Annotated in this window: 15 protein-coding genes; 4 read left to right on the top strand and 11 right to left on the bottom strand. The window is 59.6% G+C overall.

The features are described from left to right. Positions 1 to 100: 100 nt before the first annotated feature. From POR16_RS01735 to POR16_RS01700, 8 genes are all read right to left on the bottom strand, one after another. Positions 101 to 1,720 carry an SPOR domain-containing protein gene (locus POR16_RS01735; protein ID WP_005888218.1) on the bottom strand — a complete coding sequence of 540 codons (1,620 nt, stop codon included), beginning with the start codon at positions 1,718 to 1,720 and terminating at the stop codon, positions 101 to 103. Between the two features lie 10 nt (positions 1,721 to 1,730). Then, positions 1,731 to 2,834, bottom strand: a complete 1,104-nt coding sequence (gene aroB, locus POR16_RS01730; protein WP_005888216.1) for a 3-dehydroquinate synthase — start codon at positions 2,832 to 2,834, stop codon at positions 1,731 to 1,733. Positions 2,835 to 2,949: 115 nt separating this feature from the next. Beyond that, on the bottom strand, positions 2,950 to 3,468 hold the full coding sequence (gene aroK / locus POR16_RS01725; protein WP_005888214.1) for a shikimate kinase AroK: 519 nt from the start codon (positions 3,466 to 3,468) through the stop codon (positions 2,950 to 2,952). A 4-nt stretch (positions 3,469 to 3,472) separates the two neighbouring features. Further along, complete coding sequence (locus POR16_RS01720) at positions 3,473 to 5,578, bottom strand: type IV pilus secretin PilQ (RefSeq protein ID WP_005888212.1); 2,106 nt, start codon at positions 5,576 to 5,578, stop codon at positions 3,473 to 3,475. 47 nt (positions 5,579 to 5,625) lie between these two features. Beyond that, positions 5,626 to 6,153, bottom strand: a complete 528-nt coding sequence (gene pilP, locus POR16_RS01715) for a type 4a pilus biogenesis lipoprotein PilP (protein ID WP_005888210.1) — start codon at positions 6,151 to 6,153, stop codon at positions 5,626 to 5,628. Continuing rightward, positions 6,150 to 6,773, bottom strand: a complete 624-nt coding sequence (pilO, locus tag POR16_RS01710) for a type 4a pilus biogenesis protein PilO (RefSeq protein ID WP_005888208.1) — start codon at positions 6,771 to 6,773, stop codon at positions 6,150 to 6,152. The genes pilP and pilO overlap by 4 nt, the downstream gene beginning before the upstream one ends. After that, positions 6,770 to 7,345, bottom strand: coding sequence for a PilN domain-containing protein (locus POR16_RS01705; protein WP_005888206.1), 576 nt, complete (start codon positions 7,343 to 7,345; stop codon positions 6,770 to 6,772). The genes pilO and POR16_RS01705 overlap by 4 nt, the downstream gene beginning before the upstream one ends. Next, on the bottom strand, positions 7,345 to 8,409 hold the full coding sequence (locus POR16_RS01700) for a pilus assembly protein PilM (protein WP_005888204.1): 1,065 nt from the start codon (positions 8,407 to 8,409) through the stop codon (positions 7,345 to 7,347). Before POR16_RS01700 ends, POR16_RS01705 begins: the two co-directional genes overlap by 1 nt. A gap of 210 nt (positions 8,410 to 8,619) precedes the next feature. Here POR16_RS01700 and POR16_RS01695 point away from each other — a divergent pair, with 210 nt between their 5' ends. After that, positions 8,620 to 11,061 carry a penicillin-binding protein 1A gene (locus tag POR16_RS01695; RefSeq protein WP_371903650.1) on the top strand — a complete coding sequence of 814 codons (2,442 nt, stop codon included), beginning with the start codon at positions 8,620 to 8,622 and terminating at the stop codon, positions 11,059 to 11,061. Positions 11,062 to 11,223: 162 nt separating this feature from the next. Here the strand turns inward: POR16_RS01695 and POR16_RS01685 are convergent, their stop codons facing one another. The 3 genes from POR16_RS01685 to rpmE form a co-directional block, all read right to left on the bottom strand. Then, entirely contained in the window at positions 11,224 to 12,492 is a 1,269-nt protein-coding gene (locus POR16_RS01685; RefSeq protein WP_005888200.1) for a malic enzyme-like NAD(P)-binding protein, read from the bottom strand. A 182-nt stretch (positions 12,493 to 12,674) separates the two neighbouring features. Further along, positions 12,675 to 13,478, bottom strand: a complete 804-nt coding sequence (locus POR16_RS01680; RefSeq protein ID WP_162010083.1) for a thermonuclease family protein — start codon at positions 13,476 to 13,478, stop codon at positions 12,675 to 12,677. A gap of 19 nt (positions 13,479 to 13,497) precedes the next feature. Next, positions 13,498 to 13,725: a 50S ribosomal protein L31 gene (gene rpmE / locus POR16_RS01675; RefSeq protein WP_005888197.1), complete on the bottom strand. Its 228-nt coding sequence runs from the start codon at positions 13,723 to 13,725 to the stop codon at positions 13,498 to 13,500. Positions 13,726 to 13,893: 168 nt separating this feature from the next. Here rpmE and POR16_RS01670 point away from each other — a divergent pair, with 168 nt between their 5' ends. From POR16_RS01670 to POR16_RS01660, 3 genes are all read left to right on the top strand, one after another. Beyond that, positions 13,894 to 16,113: a primosomal protein N' gene (locus tag POR16_RS01670; RefSeq protein WP_005888195.1), complete on the top strand. Its 2,220-nt coding sequence runs from the start codon at positions 13,894 to 13,896 to the stop codon at positions 16,111 to 16,113. Positions 16,114 to 16,210: 97 nt separating this feature from the next. Continuing rightward, on the top strand, positions 16,211 to 17,947 hold the full coding sequence (argS, locus tag POR16_RS01665) for an arginine--tRNA ligase (protein ID WP_005888193.1): 1,737 nt from the start codon (positions 16,211 to 16,213) through the stop codon (positions 17,945 to 17,947). 1 nt (position 17,948) lies between these two features. Next, on the top strand, positions 17,949 to 18,644 hold the full coding sequence (locus POR16_RS01660) for an SPOR domain-containing protein (RefSeq protein ID WP_024668731.1): 696 nt from the start codon (positions 17,949 to 17,951) through the stop codon (positions 18,642 to 18,644). The last annotated feature ends 328 nt before the right edge of the window (positions 18,645 to 18,972 follow it).

Raw genomic sequence — 18,972 nt, 5'->3', positions numbered from 1 at the left:
GTAACGCAGACACCGCAAGCAGCACGCCAATAAAGTGGCGCACTGGAGCGGGTTAAGTCAGGTTTGCTTGGTGAGCGGCCCGGATAGAGCCGCTGCGACTTCAGCGACTGGCGCCGAGCTCTTGTTGGACGCTGGCGACAGTACGAGGCCAAGGTTTACCAGCCTGAACCTTCGCTGGCAATACCTTGATGGCTGCCAGGGCGGCAGCACGGTCAGGAAAGTTGCCATACGTGACGACGTAAAGCGGCTTGCCCTGCAGGGTTTTCTTGAAGTAACGGTACTCGCCGCCCTGTTCCGCGATGTAGGCCTGGGCAGTTGCTTCAGAGCTGGTGCCGAGGATCTGCACCACGTAATGGCCAGGTGCCTGGCTGCTGTACCAGCTACCACCGGTCGTCGGTTTGGCAGCTGCCGCTGGTTTTTCGGCAGGCTTGGCAGCCGGGGCCGGCTTGGCCGTCGCGACCTGAGCCGGAGCAGGCTTGGCGGCTGGGGCTGGCGCCGGAGCTGCCGGGGTAGGTGCAGGAATCGACGAACGCGGCGTTTGGGCCGCCGCCTGACCTGCAGGTACACCGGCTGGCGGTGCAGTGGTGGTCACGGTTGGAGGCTGAGCAGGCGACCCGGTAGGCACTGCGTCTTCGTCGGCATCGCTGGAGCCGGCGGCTTCAGCCAGCGGGCCGCGCATCACCGGCTGCGAATTGCCATTCATGGGCAACGGCATCGGTTGGGAATTGCCCGCGAACTCAATGGCAGGGCCACCGTTATTCGATTGCTGAGCAGTCGGCTTGCCTTCGCCCAGCGGCAATTGTGCCTGGGCAGACGCTGGAGCATCGGCGGTAGTGCCTGTCTTGTTGCCACGACCCGGGATCAGCACTGCTGCTGCCACGGCCACGATGACAACGGCACCCAAGGCCAATACGTGTTTTTTCGGCATTTTGAACCCCACACTTGGACGCTTGACCGCGGAACGACTCGCGATCATCGCCTCGATCATTGAATCGCGGGCCACCTGGTTGATCGCCCCAGGCCAGCCATCGGATTGTTCATGAATATCGGTGATCTGGTCGGCAGTGAACAACGAGATTCCTTGCCCTGCACCCTCCAGACGTTGAGCCAGATACTCCCGGGTTTCCTCTTCCGTATAGGGTTGCAGCTCGATGACGTGAAAGCGCTCGCCTTCTACATCGCCCTGCAGGTCGGCACACATCTGATCGAGACGATCGAGCAGCGATGGCTCTCCGAACAGGAATACATGCGGGCGCCCTTCAGGGGTTCCCGCAGCAAGACCCAGCAACGCTTCGAGCGCCGAATCGCCAAGTTGTTCCGCATCGTCAACCAGCACGTAAACTTCTTGCCCGGTCAGACCCAGCTGCACAACCTGCGACAGGATCGCCTGCATTTCAGGCTGGGCGACGCTGAGCGACTGAGCGACCTGCTGCAACACGCCTGCCGCATCGCCGGCACCGCGCGCGGAAACCACGACGCTTTGCACCGATTGCTTGTTGGTACTTGCCACCAACGCCTGGCGCAACAGCGTCTTGCCGCTGCCCTGTGGGCCGGTGACTGCCAGCAGCAACTGGCTGTAGCGCGCCAGATGATGAAGCTGACCCAACACAGGCTTGCGCTGGGCAGGGAAGAATTTGAAGCCAGGTACCCGCGCCGCAAAGGGGTCATGACTCAACTGATAATGACCGAGGAAGGCCTCGTCGGCATGCAAACTAGTCATGGGGTTTCCGTTAACCTCTAAGCTGATCCACCAGGGCGCGATAGTCCGCAACCAGAGTGGCCTGTAATACTTCTTTTGGATAATCGTCCGTGATAACCGCTTCGCCCATCTGGCGCAACAGCACCAGACGCAGGCGACCGTCGATGACTTTCTTGTCGATCGCCATGTGTTCGAGGAAATTATCTTCCGTCATGTCCTGCGGCGGTACGACGGGCAACCCGGCACGTTGAAACAGGCGAATACCACGGTCCCGTTCCTGGGTGCTGATCCAGCCCAGACGCGAGGACATTTCCAGCGCCATTACCGTACCGGCCGCTACCGCCTCGCCATGCAGCCAGACACCATAGCCCATATGCGTCTCGATGGCGTGACCGAATGTGTGACCCAGGTTCAATGTCGCACGCACACCCGATTCGCGCTCGTCGGCGCCGACCACCAGTGCCTTGGCTGCGCAGGAGCGCTCGATGGCGACGGTAAGCGCCGCCTGATCCAGCCCGCGCAGGGCGTCCACGTGCTCTTCGAGCCAGGTCAGAAAAGGCTCGTCGCAGATCAGGCCGTACTTGATGACTTCTGCCAGCCCGGCGGACAGCTCACGCTCGGGCAGGGTATTGAGCGAGGTGGTGTCGATAATAACGACGCCTGGCTGATAAAAGGCACCGACCATGTTCTTGCCCAGCGGGTGGTTGATGCCGGTCTTGCCGCCGACCGAGGAGTCCACCTGAGACAAAAGGGTGGTCGGAATCTGGATGAAATTCACGCCGCGCTGGTAGCAGGCGGCAGCGAAGCCGGCCATGTCACCGATCACCCCGCCCCCCAGAGCGATAACGGTGGTGCGCCGATCGTGACGCGCCGTGAGCAATGCATCAAAAATGGTCTGCAGGGTTTCCCAGTTCTTGAACGCCTCGCCATCAGGCAGAACAATCGGAAGCACGTTGTAACCGGCCAGGGTCCGGGTCAGACGCTCCAGATAAAGCGGCGCCACTGTCGTGTTGGAAACAATGGCCACCTGACGCCCGACGATGTGCGGCGCCAGTAATTCCGGCTGATCCAGCAGGCCTTCGCCTATGTGAATCGGGTAGCTACGCTCGCCCAGCTCGACCTTAAGTGTCTGCATGTGTCCCCACATTGATTACCGGTTGCACCGTTGTGTGCTCAGCGGGTCATGACGTCAGGCCATGCACCGTCGCTGTTTTTATGGTCGACGAGGATAGCGCATTTTCGTCTACGCTTTAACGGGGAGGAAGCTCTGCCAGACGCCCGAGTATCTCGAGAACCACCATTCGGGGTGGCCGCTCATCGGTTTCGATCACCAGATCGGCAATTTCTCGATACAACGGGTCCCGAATGGCGAGCAACTCGCTCAGCACACGGGCCGGATCGGCAGTACGCAGCAAAGGGCGATTGCGATCACGTGCGGTACGTCCGACCTGCTGTTCGATAGACGCATGCAAGTAGACGACACGCCCACCGGCGCGCAGGGCCTGACGATTTTCGCTACGCATCACTGCACCGCCGCCAGTCGCCAGCACCACGCCATCGGCGTCACACAACTCGGCAATCATGGCCTGCTCGCGATCACGAAAACCCGGCTCGCCTTCCTTGTCGAAGATCCAGGGGATATTGGCGCCCGTACGCAGCTCGATTTCCTTGTCGGAATCCTTGAACGGCAGTCGCAACTCTTTGGCAAGCAAGCGGCCGATGGTGCTCTTGCCAGCACCCATCGGCCCCACAAGTATTAAATTTCGCACAAAATCAACGACTCACAGAAATCGCCTGGTTGTTCATGATACGCGGAGTCAAAAATACCAACAGCTCGGATTTGGACTCGGATACCACATCGCGCCTGAAAAGCCGGCCAAGATACGGTACATCGCCGAGAAATGGCACTTTATCGACAACTTTACTTTGCGTATTCGAGAACACGCCGCCAATGACGATGGTTTCGCCGTCGGAAATCAGCACTTTGGCGTTGACTTCGTTTTTCTTGATAGGCGGAACGCCAAGCACCGCATTCAGGTAGTCCGGCTCATCCTTGGTGACCTTGACCTCCATGATGATGCGGTTATCGGGCGTGATCTGCGGCGTCACTTCAAGCGACAGGGATGCCTCCTTGAAGCTCACGGTGGTTGCGCCGCTGGAACTGGATTCCTGGTACGGGATTTCCGTGCCCTTGAGGATCTTGGCAGTTTCCTTGTCGGACGTGACCACTTTGGGCTGGGAGACGATTTCACCGTTGCCGGTTTTTTCCATCGCGCTCAGCTCAAGGTCCAGCAGCGTGTTGTTGGTCACGAAGCCCAGGCCGATACCTGTCGTCGCATTAGCAGCGCCCAGGTCGACAAACGGAATGTTGGGCCCCAGATTGTTGCCGGTATTGCCTGCCTCATCGCCGTTATTGTCCAGACCGCCAGCGCTCCATTTGCTGGAACCCGACAGGTTGGTCCGGCCGCCCCAACGCACACCCAACTGTTTGTTGTAATCGACGTTGGCCTCGACGATGCGCGCCTCGATCATCACCTGACGCACCGGAATGTCCAGTTGCGAAACGATACGGCGAAGTTCGTCCAGGCGGTCCTGGGTCTGATAGGCAATGATGTTATTGGTGCGGTCGTCCACTGTAATGGAGCCACGCTCGTCAGCCTTGGCCTCGGCGCTGGTCACCGACTGGAACAGCTTGGCGATATCGGCGGCCTTGGCGTAGTTGACCTGCAGCAGTTCACGACGCAGCGGTGCCAGTTCGGCGATCTGCTTGAGCGATTCCAGCTCCTGACGTTCGCGGGCGGCGATTTCGTCAGCTGGCGCGACCAGCAGGACGTTGCCGATCTTGCGCTTGTCCAGCCCCTTGGTTTTCAGCACCAGATCCAGTGCCTGATCCCACGGCACGTTCTGCAGGCGCAGCGTGATGCCACCCTGGACAGTGTCGCTGGCGACCAGATTAAGGTTGGTGAAGTCGGCAATCAGTTGCAGCACCGAACGCACATCGATGTCCTGGAAATTCAGCGACAGCTTCTCACCGGTGTACACCGGCTTGTCGGCGGCGCGGCGGTCCACGTCCTCGTTAGTCAACGGACGCACACTGATCGTCAGCTTGTTTTCGGTCTGGAACGCCGAGTAATCGAAAGCGCCCGACGGCTCGATCAAGATGCTGGCCTTGTCGCCAGAAGTAGAAGCACTGACGAACTGCACGGGGGTCGCGAAGTCCTTGACGTCGAGGCGGACACGCAGCGGTTCAGGCAGCAGGGTCTTGGCGAAATCGACGCGGATCTTGCCGCCCTGCTCCTGAATATCAGGGGCAATGCTGGCATTGCTCAGGTCGATGACCACATTACCTTCACCCAACTCGCCGCGCTGGAAGTCGATATTCCTGATCGCCTTGGCGCCGGCAGGCACGTAAGGCCTGGCGGAAGCCGGAGTGGGCGGCGGCACAGCCACTCTCTGCGCGCCCATGGCGGTGGTTGGCTGAGAGGCCTGCGCGGCAGATGCTCCTTGCCCGATGACCACGAACAGGTTGTTGCCGTCGACCCGCGAGCTGTAAGGCGACAGCGTCGTCAGGTTGATGATCACCCGCGTGCGATCCTGGGCCTGCACCACGACCACACTGCGTGCATTGCCGGTGCCCAGTTCTCGACTTTTGGTCGATAACTGGCTGGTCACGCCCGGAAGGTCCAGCGCGATGCGAGCCGGTTGCGCGGTAGTGTAGCCACGAGGCGCAGGCACGGGCGCATCGAATGACAGCTTGAGCTCGATGCGATCGCCCGGCAGGGCAGCCACATCCAGGGTCTTGAGGTTGGCAGCCTGGAGAACCGGCGAAAGCATCGCGATGCATAACGACACGCCGATAATCGAGAAAATCCGGGTCATGATCAATTTCCGTTGAGCGCTACTGTGCATACTTGGCCTTGCCCACTTCATGAGCGTTCTTTGAGGGAAATACTGCGCGGCCTTTCCAGCCAGGCCCCCTCTCCATCAGGAACTATTTCGATGACATCTACCTGCGCGTCGCCGATCGACACAACCCGACCGTTATTGCGCCCCAGGTAATCGCCCACCTTGACGCGATGTACACCACCAGCGCCGCGCAACAGGGCAAAGGTGCCTGATTCATTGCCTATCGTGCCGACCATTTCGAACGACTCGATGTTGAAGCCTTCCAGAAACTGCTTGACCCTATGCTCATCCGGCGCCACCAGCCGCGTGCCCTTCTGGCGATTGAGCAGGTCAATCTTCACCGGCGGCTGGAACGGGCTGCGCAGGGCCGATGCGTTGTAAGTGAACGCTTCGTAGGGGCGAAACTTGGGCAGGGGCTCGATGGTGCCACTCGGACGCGCCCGAGCCTGATCCATGAAGCCGGTCAGATCAGCAAAGTCATTGTCATTGCCGCAACCGGCCAGCCCCGCAAAAATCACACTGACGCACAACAATCGCGCCGCCTTCATTTTTTCAGCCCTTCATCGTTGTAGCGGTAAGTCTTGGCCAGAATGCTCATGCGCAATTTGCCCGGGACTTTCGGATCGACCGGTTTGATCTCGAAGTCATGCAGCGTGACGATGCGTGGCAGGCTGGCAACGCCGCTGACGAAAGTCGCCAGGTCGTGATAACCACCGACCACGGTGATCTGTATCGGCAGCTCGATGTAGAACTGCTGGACGGCCTCGGGCAGCAGCTTGATTTCCTCGAACTCAAGGCCGCTTCCCAGCCCGGTCCGCGTGATGTCCTCGAGCAAACCCGGCACTTCGGTGTCGCTGGGCAATTGCCTCAGCAGCGCACCGAAGGTGTTTTCCATTTCTTCCATCTGTTTCTTGTAGGGCTCCAGGTTGGCGGCCTGAAATGCCTTGTTGGAAAATTGATCCTTGAGCGTTATCTCGCTGGTCTGAGCGGCTTCCAGCTGGGTCTCCAAGTCTTGAATAAAGAAGAAGTAGCCCAGTGCGAAAATCAATACTGCGACCAGTACGCCTGCAATGACCTTGACCGCCGCAGGCCAGGAGCCGGTGTTGTTCAGTTCCAGCTCGCTCAGGTCGACCTTGCGCAGCCCTTCCATCCATTCGGAGATGTTCATGGCTTGGCTCCTTCGGCAGCGACAACCGGTGGCTGCGTCTGGCGCACAGTCAGCTGGAAGATATTGGCCTGATCCACGGCACCCGCCGTCGTCGCCTTGACCTCGGTCAGGCTCGGCGCTTCAAGCCATTCGGAGGCTTCAAGGTTGCGCATCAGGTCCGAAACCCGGTTATTGGACTCTGCTGCACCGCTGATGGAAATCAGCTTGCTGGCCATCTTGACCTGCGAGTAGTAGACGCCATCGGGCAAGGTGCGGGCCAGCTGGTCGAATACACGCCCGGTGATCGGCCGGTTGCCTTGCAGGTCCTGAATGATCTTCATGCGCTCAAGCAGTTGCTTGCGACGCGCCTTCAGGTCGCTGATCTCCTTGATGCGGATATCCAGTTGCGCGATCTGGGTCTGCAGGAATGCATTGCGCGCCATCTGATGCTCGATGGCATTGCTGACGTAGCGGTCGACCAGAAACAGAATGCTGACAGACACCACCAGCACACCGACCAGCGCCGTCAAAAAGCGCTTCTTTCGCTCTTCGCGAAGCTCTTCACGCCACGGTAAAAGGTTGATCCGTGCCATCAGTCGAAGCTCCTCAACGCCAGACCGCACGCGATCATCAAGGCAGGCGCATCACTCGCCAGGGCGCCAGCATTGACCTTGGCGCTCAAAGCCATGTCGGCAAACGGGTTGGCCACCATAGTCGGCGTACCAATGCGCCGCTGAATAAGATGCTCCAGCCCGGAGATTGAAGCCGTGCCGCCTGCCAGCATGATGTGATCCACTGAGTTGTATTGACCTGCCGCAAAAAAGAACTGCAGAGAACGGGAAACCTGCTGCACCAATGCATCCTTGAACGGGTCCAGCACTTCGCTGACGTAGTCGTCGGGCAGCCCGCCCTGCTTTTTGGCAAGCCCGGCTTCCTCCATCGAGAGCCCGTAACGGCGCTGAATTTCGTCAGTCAGTTGGCGACCACCGAACAGTTGCTCGCGGGTATAGATGATCCGGCCATGGTGCAGCACGCTCAAGGTGGTCATCGTGGCGCCGATATCAACCACCGCCACGGTAAGCTCGTCATGACCGTTGCCCAGTTGCGCGGCCAGCAGGCCGAACGAACGCTCCAGCGCATAGGCTTCGACATCTACGACACGCGCGGTCAGACCGGCCAGCGCCAGCGCAGCCTCGCGCACTTCGACGTTTTCCTTGCGGCAGGCCGCCAGAAGGACCTCGACGCGTTCCGGGTTGCGGACCGAATAGCCCTGCACCTCAAAATCGATGGCGACTTCTTCAAGCGGATAGGGAATGTACTGATCAGCTTCAAGCTTGAGCTGGTTTTCCATGTCGTCGTCGGAAAGACCGGCGTCCATCTCGATGGTCTTGGTAATAACGGCGGACCCGGCAACGGCCACCGCCACAATCTTGACGCTGGTCTTTGCCTTGGCAAGCACGCGAGACAGCGCCTGACCCACCCCTTCGAGTTCGGCAATATTTTTTTCGACCACAGCGTTGGCCGGCAACGGCTCGACTGCGTAAGACTCGACCTTGTAACGAGTGCCGGAACGACTCAATTCCAGGAGTTTTACCGAGGTGGAGCTAATATCGATCCCTAGAAGGGTGTTGGCCTTCTTCTTGAAGAGTTCGAACACAACCTGATTCCTATTGAGTTTCCGTCACTTACGGAGTTATTTCGGGTCAACGTCACTGTCGACAGCCTTGACAGTAGCGCAAATCACGCTCGGGGACGAAAAATGCTTATAATGCCCAGCGTTTTTTTCGTTTAACAAAGCTTCAAGGCGTGTTCATTTGTAAACGCCTGCGCTTAACCCATTATTTTTTCTGGAAATCCAAAAGCCTTGATACGCCTGCTGAAGTTTTTCTGGTGGTCCCTCGTCGCGGTATTCTGCTCGCTGTTGCTTGGCTTGAGCGGCGCGTTTCTTTACCTGAGCCCGACCCTGCCCTCCGTTGAAGCGCTGCGAAGCATTCAACTGCAAATTCCCCTGCGCGTGTTCAGCAGCGACGGCAAGCTGATTGCCGAATTCGGTGAAATGCGTCGCACGCCGATTCGCTTCGCGGAAATCCCGCCCAATTTCATCAATGCCCTGCTGTCGGCCGAAGACGACAATTTCGCCAACCACTACGGCGTCGATCCTGGCAGCCTGATGCGCGCTGCCACTCAGCTGGTGAAAAGCGGCCACATTCAATCAGGCGGCAGCACCATCACCATGCAGGTCGCGAAAAACTTTTTCCTGACCAGCGAACGAAGCTTTTCACGGAAAACCACCGAGATTCTTCTGGCCTTGCAAATCGAGCGCCAACTCACCAAAGACGAGATTCTCGAGCTGTACGTCAACAAGATTTATCTGGGTAACCGGGCCTATGGCATCGAGGCCGCGGCGCAAGTCTACTATGGCAAATCGATTCGCGATGTAAGCCTTGCGCAAATGGCCATGATTGCCGGGTTGCCCAAGGCGCCGTCGCGCTTCAACCCACTGGCCAACCCGACCCGCGCCAAGGAACGTCGTGACTGGATCCTCGGGCGCATGTTCCGTTTGGGCAAGATCGACCAAAGCGCTTATCAAGCCGCCTTGAGCGAACCGCTCAATGCCAGCTATCACGTGCCGACACCTGAAGTGAACGCCCCGTACATTGCTGAAATGGCGCGCGCAGAAATGGTCGGCCGCTACGGCAGCGCCGCGTATACAGAGGGTTTCCGCGTCACAACCACGGTGCCGAGCGACCTTCAGGAACATGCCAACAAGGCTATCCAGCAGGGCTTGATCGACTACGACCAGCGCCACGGCTACCGAGGTCCGGAAAGCCGCTTCCCGGCCATGACCCGAGCTAACTGGGTACAGGAGCTGACCAAGCAACGGACTATCAACGGCCTCGAACCCGCCATCGTGACCCAGGTCGACAAGACCGGGCTGCGCGTTCTGACCCGCAATGGCGAGAAGGAAGAGACTGTCGATTGGGCCACCATGAAGTGGGCGCGCCCTTATCTGAACACCAACAGCCTGGGTGCAAATCCAAAGCAGCCAGGCGATGTTGCGAAGGTCGGTGACCTGGTTCGCTTGCTGCGCCAGGACGATGGCTCGCTGAAATTCAGTCAAATTCCCGTCGCGCAAAGCGCCCTGGTCTCGCTTGATCCGCAAAACGGCGCCATTCGTGCGTTGGTCGGCGGTTTTGCTTTCGAGCAAAGCAACTACAACCGGGCCATGCAGGCCAAGCGCCAGCCGGGTTCCAGCTTCAAACCGTTCATTTACAGCGCCGCGCTTGATAACGGCTACACCGCATCAAGCCTGGTGAACGATGCCCCTATCGTGTTTGTCGACGAGTACCTGGACAAGGTGTGGCGTCCGAAGAACGACACCAATACGTTCCTCGGGCCAATTCGCCTGCGCGAAGCGCTGTACAAGTCGCGCAACCTGGTTTCGATCCGCCTGCTTCAGGCGCTGGGTATCGACAGTACTATCGATTACATCACCCGCTTCGGGTTCGCCAAGCAGGACCTGCCGCGTAACCTTTCGCTGGCACTGGGTACAGCCACACTGACGCCGATGGAGATCGCCACTGGCTGGGCCACGTTCGCCAACGGTGGCTACAAGATCAGCCCTTATCTGATCCAGACCATCGAGAACCGTGACGGTCAGACGCTGTTTGTCGCCAACCCGCCCAGCGTTCCGGCCAACGACGTCAAGACTGCGCCCGACACATCGACCTTTGCCGTACACGACAGCCCAAGCGTCGCGACCACGGCACCGGGCACGCCTGCCGAACCGCAAGCGCCGGCCTTTGCAGAGCGTATTGTGGATGGCCGCACGACCTATATCCTTAACAGCATGCTGCAGGATGTGATCAAGCGCGGCACCGGCCGTCGCGCCCTGGCAATGAATCGTCCGGACATCGCGGGCAAGACCGGTACGACCAACGACTCCAAGGATGCGTGGTTCTCTGGCTACAACTCTGACTACGTGACAACGGTCTGGAGCGGTTTTGATCAGCCTGAAAGTCTTGGCCGTCATGAATTTGGCGGTACCGTCTCACTGCCGATCTGGATGGACTACATGAGCGCTGCGCTCAAGGACAAGCCTCCGCATCAGCAAGCGCAACCGGACGGTATCCTTAGCCTGCGTGTCGATCCGTTGAGCGGACGTGCCGCTACGCCAAGCACACCGAATGCGTTCTTCGAGCTGTTCAAAAGCGAAGACACGCCGCCTAGCGTCAACGAAATGGGCGGCAGCAGCGCACCCGGCAGCCCACTGCCCGCAGACGAGTCAGCGCCGATCGATTTGTTCTGATCCACAGCCGTGTGACGCGGAGCGTCACCAAAGGCATTCCCACGCTGGAGCGTGAGGAACGATAGTCTTTAAGCAGGCACTATCGTGCCCATGCTCTGTGTCCACTTCGCAGGCATAAAAAAACCCCTGCATCGCTGCAGGGGTTTTTTATTGGGTCAGGTATCAACCCTTGAACACATCGTCCACGCTGGTCAGCGGGTAGTGCTTTGGATACGGCAGGGTGGCAACGCCGCTTTCGATGGCTGCCTTGGCGACCGCATCGGCGATCAGGCCCAGCAGGCGGGTGTCCATTGGTTTCGGGATGATGTACTCACGACCGAATTCCAGCTTGATGCCGCCGTAAGCGTCGCAGACTTCCTGTGGGACCGGCAGCTTGGCCAGTTCACGCAGAGCATTGGCTGCGGCGATTTTCATCTCTTCGTTGATGCGCTTGGCGCGAACATCCAGAGCACCACGGAAGATGAACGGGAAACCCAGCACGTTGTTGACCTGGTTCGGGTAGTCCGAACGGCCGGTCGCCATGATCACGTCGCTACGGGTAGCGTGAGCCAGTTCCGGGGAGATTTCCGGGTCAGGGTTCGAGCAAGCGAACACGATCGGGTCCTTGGCCATCAACTTGAGGTTTTCAGCACTCAGCAGATTAGGACCGGACAGGCCTACGAACACATCAGCGCCATCCAGTGCGTCAGTCAGCGAGCGCTTTTCGGTGGCGTGGGCGAACACAGCCTTGTACTGGTTCAGGTCGGTACGGCCGGAATGGATCACGCCAGTACGGTCAACCATGAAGATGTTTTCGATCTTCGCGCCCATGCTGACCAGCAGCTTCATGCACGAGATGGCAGCAGCGCCAGCGCCGAGGCAGACGATCTTCGCGGTATCCAGGCTTTTACCGACGATTTCCAGCGCGTTGATCATGCCGGCAGCAGTTACGATTGCGGTGCCGTGCTGGTCATCGTGGAAGACCGGAATGTCGCACTGTTCGATCAGCGCCTTCTCGATTTCAAAGCACTCAGGCGCCTTGATGTCTTCCAGGTTGATGCCACCGAACGTAATGGAGATACGCTTGACGGTGTCGATGAAAGCCTGCGGGCTTTCGGAATCGACTTCGATATCGAAAACGTCGATACCGGCGAAACGCTTGAACAGAACCCCTTTACCTTCCATGACCGGCTTGGAAGCCAGTGGGCCCAGATCGCCGAGGCCCAGAATCGCGGTGCCATCGGAAATAACTGCTACCAGGTTACCTTTGCCGGTGTACTTGTAAGCCAGCTCGGGGTCACGGGCAATTTCACGCACGGGTTCAGCAACGCCAGGGCTGTAGGCCAGAGCCAGGTCACGAGCGGTTGCGGTCGGCTTGGTGAGTTCGACGCTCAGCTTCCCCGGACGAGGATTGGCATGGTATTCGAGCGCGGCAGTTTTCAAATCTGACATGTATTGGATTCCGCTTTTTTACTGTGGGACAGACGGACCGCCGAGGATACGCAAGATGCATAGTCCTAACAAGACTGACCAGTCACTGCTGTCAAGGGGCGTGGCGTTAGACTTTACGCCTACATACCTGAAAACCGAATACCCGACAGCCCATCAGAAGAAGGGCGACTTTGCGGAAATTTCTATTCTTCGGGCTGGCTCAGCATGGCCGGATGAGTCAGTGTCATCATCCAGCGCGTTTGCCCGGCCTTCAGGCCTCCGCGCCTGGAACGGTCGACAACCCAGCCGCGCGCTTCGACTTTTCTGCCTTTAAGGCTTTCGAGCTTCACACGATCGAAACCTGGCACCTGACCGGGCGCAACGCGCAGTACCAGCGAGCCCTGCAGCTCGATCCAGATACCACCGCCATTGCGCTGCACGCGTCTGACCTTACCCGATACCAGGGCAAAGCCGCTGCTGCTGATTCTGTCTGAAGGCTGCACCGGCGAATTGCGCCACAAACCGCGTCGGGCCTGACGCGCCTGCCGCTCGACACCCTGCTGGCAATCGACAAGTGCCACATTGGGCGCAACGGCGACCAGATAGCCCAGCCCTTCGCTGAGCAACTGCGCTTCAAGATTACTGCCGTCACGGCCATAGACGTTGGCCAGCGTACGGCCGTAATGATCCTTGCTTTGCTGCCCGACACGCAGGCTGACGCGCCCGTCGCTTTCATCCACCAAGGCTTGCAGGCGCGCCTTGGCCGCATCGGCAAACGGCTCGGCAGAACGGCCTTTTTTGCCGGTTTCGGGTGTATTGAGGCCGATCATGCGCACATTACGACCATCGGTCAGGCGCAGCGTATCGCCGTCGATCACGCGCTGCACCTGCGCGACAGGCAATGAAGCAGGCGCCGGGCAGAAGGCCTGAGCCCCGGACAGCCAAATCGCGGATATAAAAAAGGCGCCCACAAGGGGCGCCTTTTGAAGCAGTCTGGAAAGGCCCAATGGGCAACCAGTCTTGCTATCAGTCCTGCTTCGGCTTGGTTGCGCCGAACGCACCGAAACGGGACTTGAACTTGTCAACACGGCCGCCAACGTCAAGCATCTTCTGCTTGCCGGTGTAGAACGGGTGGCACTCGTTGCACACGTCCAGGCTCAAAGGGCCGGTCAGCGTGGAACGGGTTTTGATGACATTGCCGCAGCTGCAGGTCGCGTCAATGGCTTCGTAAACTGGATGGATATTAGCTTTCATCGGTACTTCCTCAGTCTAACGTGCCGCCACCCAACACTATTGTTGAATACCGCACGGAAATAGGCTGCGGATAGTACCAGACAATTGCAGCCACGCAAGCGAACCTTCACACCGGCCGTCTGCTAAGATCGCGTCTTCTTATTACAGACCACCACAGGGAAACATTGCGTGCCCGACGCCATCCTGCGCCTTGCCCTGCCCTCGCCGCTGCGCCGCCTGTTCGACTACCGCGCCCCTGCCGGTGTAACGCGCAGCGCCTTGCAGCCGGGCATGCGCCTGCGAGTGCCGTTCGGGCGTCGGGAGATGATCGGCATTCTGGTGGAAGTGGTCGATCACAGCGAAGTGCCCGCCGACAAGCTCAAACCCGCCATCGCCCTGCTCGACAGCGAAGCACCGTTGCCGCCTGCGCTGTTCAAGCTGTGCCTGTGGACGTCGCAGTATTATCAGCACAGCCTCGGCGATACGTTGAGCTGGGCCTTGCCAGTGCTGCTGCGCCAGGGCGAACTGGCAGAAAGCCGTCAGGAGCGTTTCTGGCATGTGGCAGCCAATGCCAGTGTCGATGATCCGCGCATCGCCCGCGCGCCCAAGCAGCGTGAAGCGTTGACCACCCTCGCCCAGCACCCGCATGGCGTGGCGCACCAGTTGCTCAGTAAGCTGATGCTCAACAAGGACAGCCTCAATCTGCTGCTGGCCAAGGAGCTGGTCTATGTAGAAGTGCGCAGCCATGCGCCCAGCGCACGTCACGAACACTGGCTGGCCCAGCCGGAGTTGCCTCTCAACACTGAACAACGCGCTGCGTATGAGGCCATTAGAGCCGGGTTCGACAGCTTTCATGCGTTTCTGCTGGCCGGTGTGACGGGCAGCGGCAAGACCGAAGTCTATCTGCAACTTATTCGCGAAACCCTTGAGGCAGGTAAACAGGCGCTGGTACTGATCCCGGAGATCAACCTGGGGCCACAAACCCTGGCGCGCTTCGAACAGCGCTTCAACGCCCGGATTGCGCTGGTACATTCTGCCGTCAACGACCGCGAACGACTGGATGCCTGGCTGGCAGCACGCGATGGTGAAGCCGACATCATCATCGGTACGCGATCGGCGCTGTTCACGCCAATGAAAAACCCCGGTTTGATCATTATCGACGAAGAACACGACGGCTCCTATAAACAGCAGGAAGGCCTGCGCTATCACGCTCGGGATCTGGCGCTGGTGCGCGCCCGCCAGGAAAACATTCCGATTGTGCTCGGGTCGGCCACGCCTTCGCTGGAAAGCCTGCACAACGCTTACACCGGACGTTACGGCCTGTTGCGCCTGAACCAGCGCGCAGGCGGCGCGCAACAACCTCGCTTCATGCGCCTGGACGTCAAGAGCCGGCCACTGGACAGCGGGATTTCCGGGCCGATGCAACAGGCCATCGGCCAGACCCTGGCGGCAGGCCAGCAAGTGCTGGTGTTCCTCAACCGTCGCGGCTTTGCGCCAACGCTTCTGTGCCATGACTGCGGCTGGATGTCCGGCTGCCAGCGCTGCGACGCTCGCATGACCGTGCATCAGCGCTCCGGCGAGCTGCGCTGCCACCACTGCGGTTATGTCGAACGCGTGCCGCGCCAGTGTCCTTCCTGCGGCAAGGTGGATTTACGCCCCGTAGGTGCAGGCACTGAACGCGCCGAAGAGCGGCTGGCGATTCTGTTTCCGGACTTTCCCGTGTTGCGCGTGGATCGCGACAGCACCTCGCGCAAGGACGCAATGAACCAGTTGTTCGCGACCATCCAGCGCGGCCAGCCGTGCATTCTGGTCGGCACCCAGATGCTCGCCAAGGGGCATCACTTCCCACGAGTGACACTGGTGTCGATTCTCGACGCTGACGGCGGGCTGTTTTCCGGTGACTTCCGCGCCAGCGAACGCATGGCGCAGCTGATTGTGCAGGTTGCCGGGCGCGCAGGACGAGCCGAAGAACCTGGCAAAGTGATCATCCAGACCCATCTGGCGGATCACCCACTGTTGATCCAGCTCACCGAACAAGGTTATTTCGCGTTCGCCGAACAGGCCCTGAGCGAGCGCCGTTCGGCGGGTCTGCCACCGTTTTCGCACTTGGCGCTGCTGCGTGCCGAGGCGCACAAGCCTGGTCAGGCAGAAGCCTTCCTCGATCAGGCCTGCAGCGATGCCGAGCAACTGGTGGCGCAAATGCAGCTGGGTGGCATAGAGCTGCTGGGGCCAATTCCGGCACCGATGGAGCGTCGGGCCGGGCGATATCGTGCGCAGTTGCTCGTGCAATCCAGCGCGCGCGCGCCCCTGCATAAATTACTCGGCACCTGGCTGCTGGCGCTGGAGCAAATGCCCAGCGGGCGACAGGTCCGATGGTCGCTGGATGTGGATCCGGTGGATCTTTATTAGGTCACGCCGTTGGCAAGCAGGCTCCGGCAACGGATAATGCGGCGTTTTTCCACCCGCGCATCAAAGCGCCACCGCGCTTGCGGTTGAAGAGAGCACCATGAAAGACACCATTCGCCAGCTGATTCAACAAGCCCTGACCCGTCTCGTCACCGAGGGCGTCTTGCCAGAAGGGCTGACGCCGGCGATCCAGGTAGAAAACGCCCGCGACAAGACTCACGGCGACTTCGCCAGTAATATCGCGATGATGCTCGCCAAACCTGCTGGCATGAAGCCCCGCGACCTGGCTGAAAAGCTGATCGCCGCGCTGCCTGCCGACGAGCAGGTAAGCAAGGTCGAGATTGCCGGCCCAGGCTTTCTGAACTTCTTCCAGAACACTGCCGCACTGGCTTTACGCCTCGACGCCGCCCTTGCCGACGCCAACCTGTCGGTGCGCAAGGCGGGCGCAGCGCAGCGTGTGGTGGTCGACCTGTCGGCCCCCAACCTGGCCAAGGAAATGCACGTTGGCCACTTGCGCTCGACCATTATTGGCGACGGCGTGGCGAACGTCCTCGAGTTTCTGGGCGACACGGTCATTCGCCAGAACCACGTGGGCGACTGGGGCACCCAGTTCGGCATGCTGCTGGCCTACCTGCAGGAAAAACCGGCGACCAGCGACGAACTGTCCGACCTGGAAAACTTCTACCGTGCCGCCAAGCAGCGTTTTGACGAGTCTGCGGAGTTTGCCGAGCGCGCTCGCGGCCTGGTAGTCAAGCTACAAGCGGGCGACGCCGAATGCCTCACATTGTGGGAGCGTTTCAAGGACATTTCGTTGTCGCACTGTCAGCAAACCTACGAGCGCCTCAACGTCAAGCTGACCCCAGCCGATGTCATGGGCGAAAGTGCTTATAACGATGACCTGGCCAATGTGGTCAACGACCTGAAAGCCACCGGCCTGCTGGTCGAGAGCAACGGCGCGCAGTGCGTGTTCCTCGAAGAATTCCGCACCGCCGACGATACGCCTCTGCCAGTGATCGTGCAGAAGGCAGGCGGCGGTTATCTTTATGCCACCACCGATCTGGCTGCCATCCGCTACCGCAGCAAGGTGCTCAAGGCCGATCGCGTGCTGTATTTCGTCGATCAGCGTCAGGCGCTGCATTTCCAGCAGGTATTCGAAGTCGCCCGCCGCGCAGGTTTCGTCCACAACGGCATGCAACTGGAACACATGGGCTTCGGCACCATGAATGGCGCTGATGGCCGCCCGTTCAAGACCCGCGACGGCGGTACGGTCAAGCTCATCGACCTGCTCGATGAAGCAGAAGAGCGCGCTTACACGCTGGTAAAGGAAAAGAACCCGGAAGTCGCCGAGACCGAGTTGCGCAGCATCGCCAAGGCCGTGGGCATCAGCGCGGTGAAATACGCCGACCTGTCCAAGCACCGTGCCAGTGATTACAGTTTCAACTTCGATCAGATGCTGAGTTTCGAGGGCAATACCGCGCCTTATCTGCTGTACGCCTATACCCGTGTAGCAGGCGTATTTCGCAAACTGGGCACACCTTTCGACGCCAGCAAGGGGCAAATCGTCCTTGAGGCGCCGCAGGAGCAGGAACTGGCTGCACGCCTGGCGCAGTTCACTGAAACATTGAACAACGTCGCAGAAAAAGGCACACCGCACGTACTTTGTGCTTACCTGTATGACCTTGCGGGTCTGTTTTCGAGCTTTTATGAAAACTGCCCGATCCTTGGTGCGGAAAGTCCCGATCAGCAACAGAGCCGTCTGCGCCTGGCTGCCCTGACCGGTCGCACCCTCAAGCAAGGCCTGGATCTATTGGGTCTGGAAACTCTGGAGCGTATGTAAGTTGGCAGTTGCGAAGAAAAAACCGGCACCCAAGCGGGGCGCCAGCCGTTATCAGGCACCCGCGAAGAAGCCGATTCCAGGATGGTTGTGGCTGGTCATCGGCTTGAGCGTGGGCGCATTTGTAGTCTTCCTGATGAAGCTCGAACCGGGTGGCGAAGACGTCAAGCGGGTCAAGGCGGACGCCAAGGCTGCGAAAATCGCCGAAGCGAACAAGACCCCGCCAAGCCCGACAGCACCGGTCAAACCCAAGTACGACTTCTACACACTGCTGCCTGAGTCGGAAGTGATCGTGCCGAACGAAGCCGTCCCGGAAAAGACCCCACCGGCCGTGGCACCAACGGCACCGGTGTCTCCCGAGCAGGCTGCCAAGATCGACACTGCGCGGGCTCAGGCAGCACTCAGCGGCTTGACGCCTCCACCGGCGCCAGCGGTTGCCACGACCAAGCCAGCGGCGGTCACGACGTTCTTCCTGCAGGCTGGTTCGTTCCGCAAGCAGGCGGACGCCGAGAAGGTCCGCGCGCAGATCATCCTGCTGGGCCAGACCTCGACAGTCGAGTCCGGCACCGTGAAGGATGAAACCTGGTACCGCGTACTGGTCGGCCCGTTCAGCAACCGCGAACAACTGACCACTGCCCAGAAACAACTGGCGGGCGGCGGTTTTAGTAACCTGTTGTTGCAACAGCGCCAGAGCCGGTAGCCAAAGCGCCGCTGTTTCTGTGCTCATCGCGATGTTCCGATGAGCACAGAGCTTCTGCTGGAGGGCGTAGGACCGGACCGAGCGACGCTTCGCTTGTCCGCGATCTGCAGGGAACCGGCAGCAAAACCAGCCACATCGGTGTATCAGACGCATCCGAGGCAGCCTGTTTTGGGGCCGTTTCGCAGCCCATCGCGGACAAGTCCGCTCCTAAATATCATCTGGGCGTCGCCCGGCCGCTAAAGGGTTCGGATCAACTCGCGGTCGTTACCCCCGATTCACCTCCAAGGTTGAAATACTCGCTCACACCCCCATATGAGTTTGCATCAGG

Source organism: Pseudomonas coronafaciens pv. oryzae str. 1_6, from assembly GCF_000156995.2.
Lineage (GTDB): Bacteria > Pseudomonadota > Gammaproteobacteria > Pseudomonadales > Pseudomonadaceae > Aquipseudomonas > Aquipseudomonas tremae.
The sequence above is the reverse complement of the archived record's forward strand: the minus strand, read 5'-3'. Positions and strand labels throughout refer to the sequence as shown.

Coding starts and splice junctions, on each gene's coding strand:
- POR16_RS01735 (WP_005888218.1), bottom strand. CDS start 1,720: ATGACTAGTTTGCATGCCGACGAGGCCTTCCTCGGTCATTATCAGTTG.
- aroB (WP_005888216.1), bottom strand. CDS start 2,834: ATGCAGACACTTAAGGTCGAGCTGGGCGAGCGTAGCTACCCGATTCAC.
- POR16_RS01720 (WP_005888212.1), bottom strand. CDS start 5,578: ATGACCCGGATTTTCTCGATTATCGGCGTGTCGTTATGCATCGCGATG.
- pilP (WP_005888210.1), bottom strand. CDS start 6,153: ATGAAGGCGGCGCGATTGTTGTGCGTCAGTGTGATTTTTGCGGGGCTG.
- pilO (WP_005888208.1), bottom strand. CDS start 6,773: ATGAACATCTCCGAATGGATGGAAGGGCTGCGCAAGGTCGACCTGAGC.
- POR16_RS01705 (WP_005888206.1), bottom strand. CDS start 7,345: ATGGCACGGATCAACCTTTTACCGTGGCGTGAAGAGCTTCGCGAAGAG.
- POR16_RS01685 (WP_005888200.1), bottom strand. CDS start 12,492: ATGTCAGATTTGAAAACTGCCGCGCTCGAATACCATGCCAATCCTCGT.
- rpmE (WP_005888197.1), bottom strand. CDS start 13,725: ATGAAAGCTAATATCCATCCAGTTTACGAAGCCATTGACGCGACCTGC.
- argS (WP_005888193.1), top strand. CDS start 16,211: ATGAAAGACACCATTCGCCAGCTGATTCAACAAGCCCTGACCCGTCTC.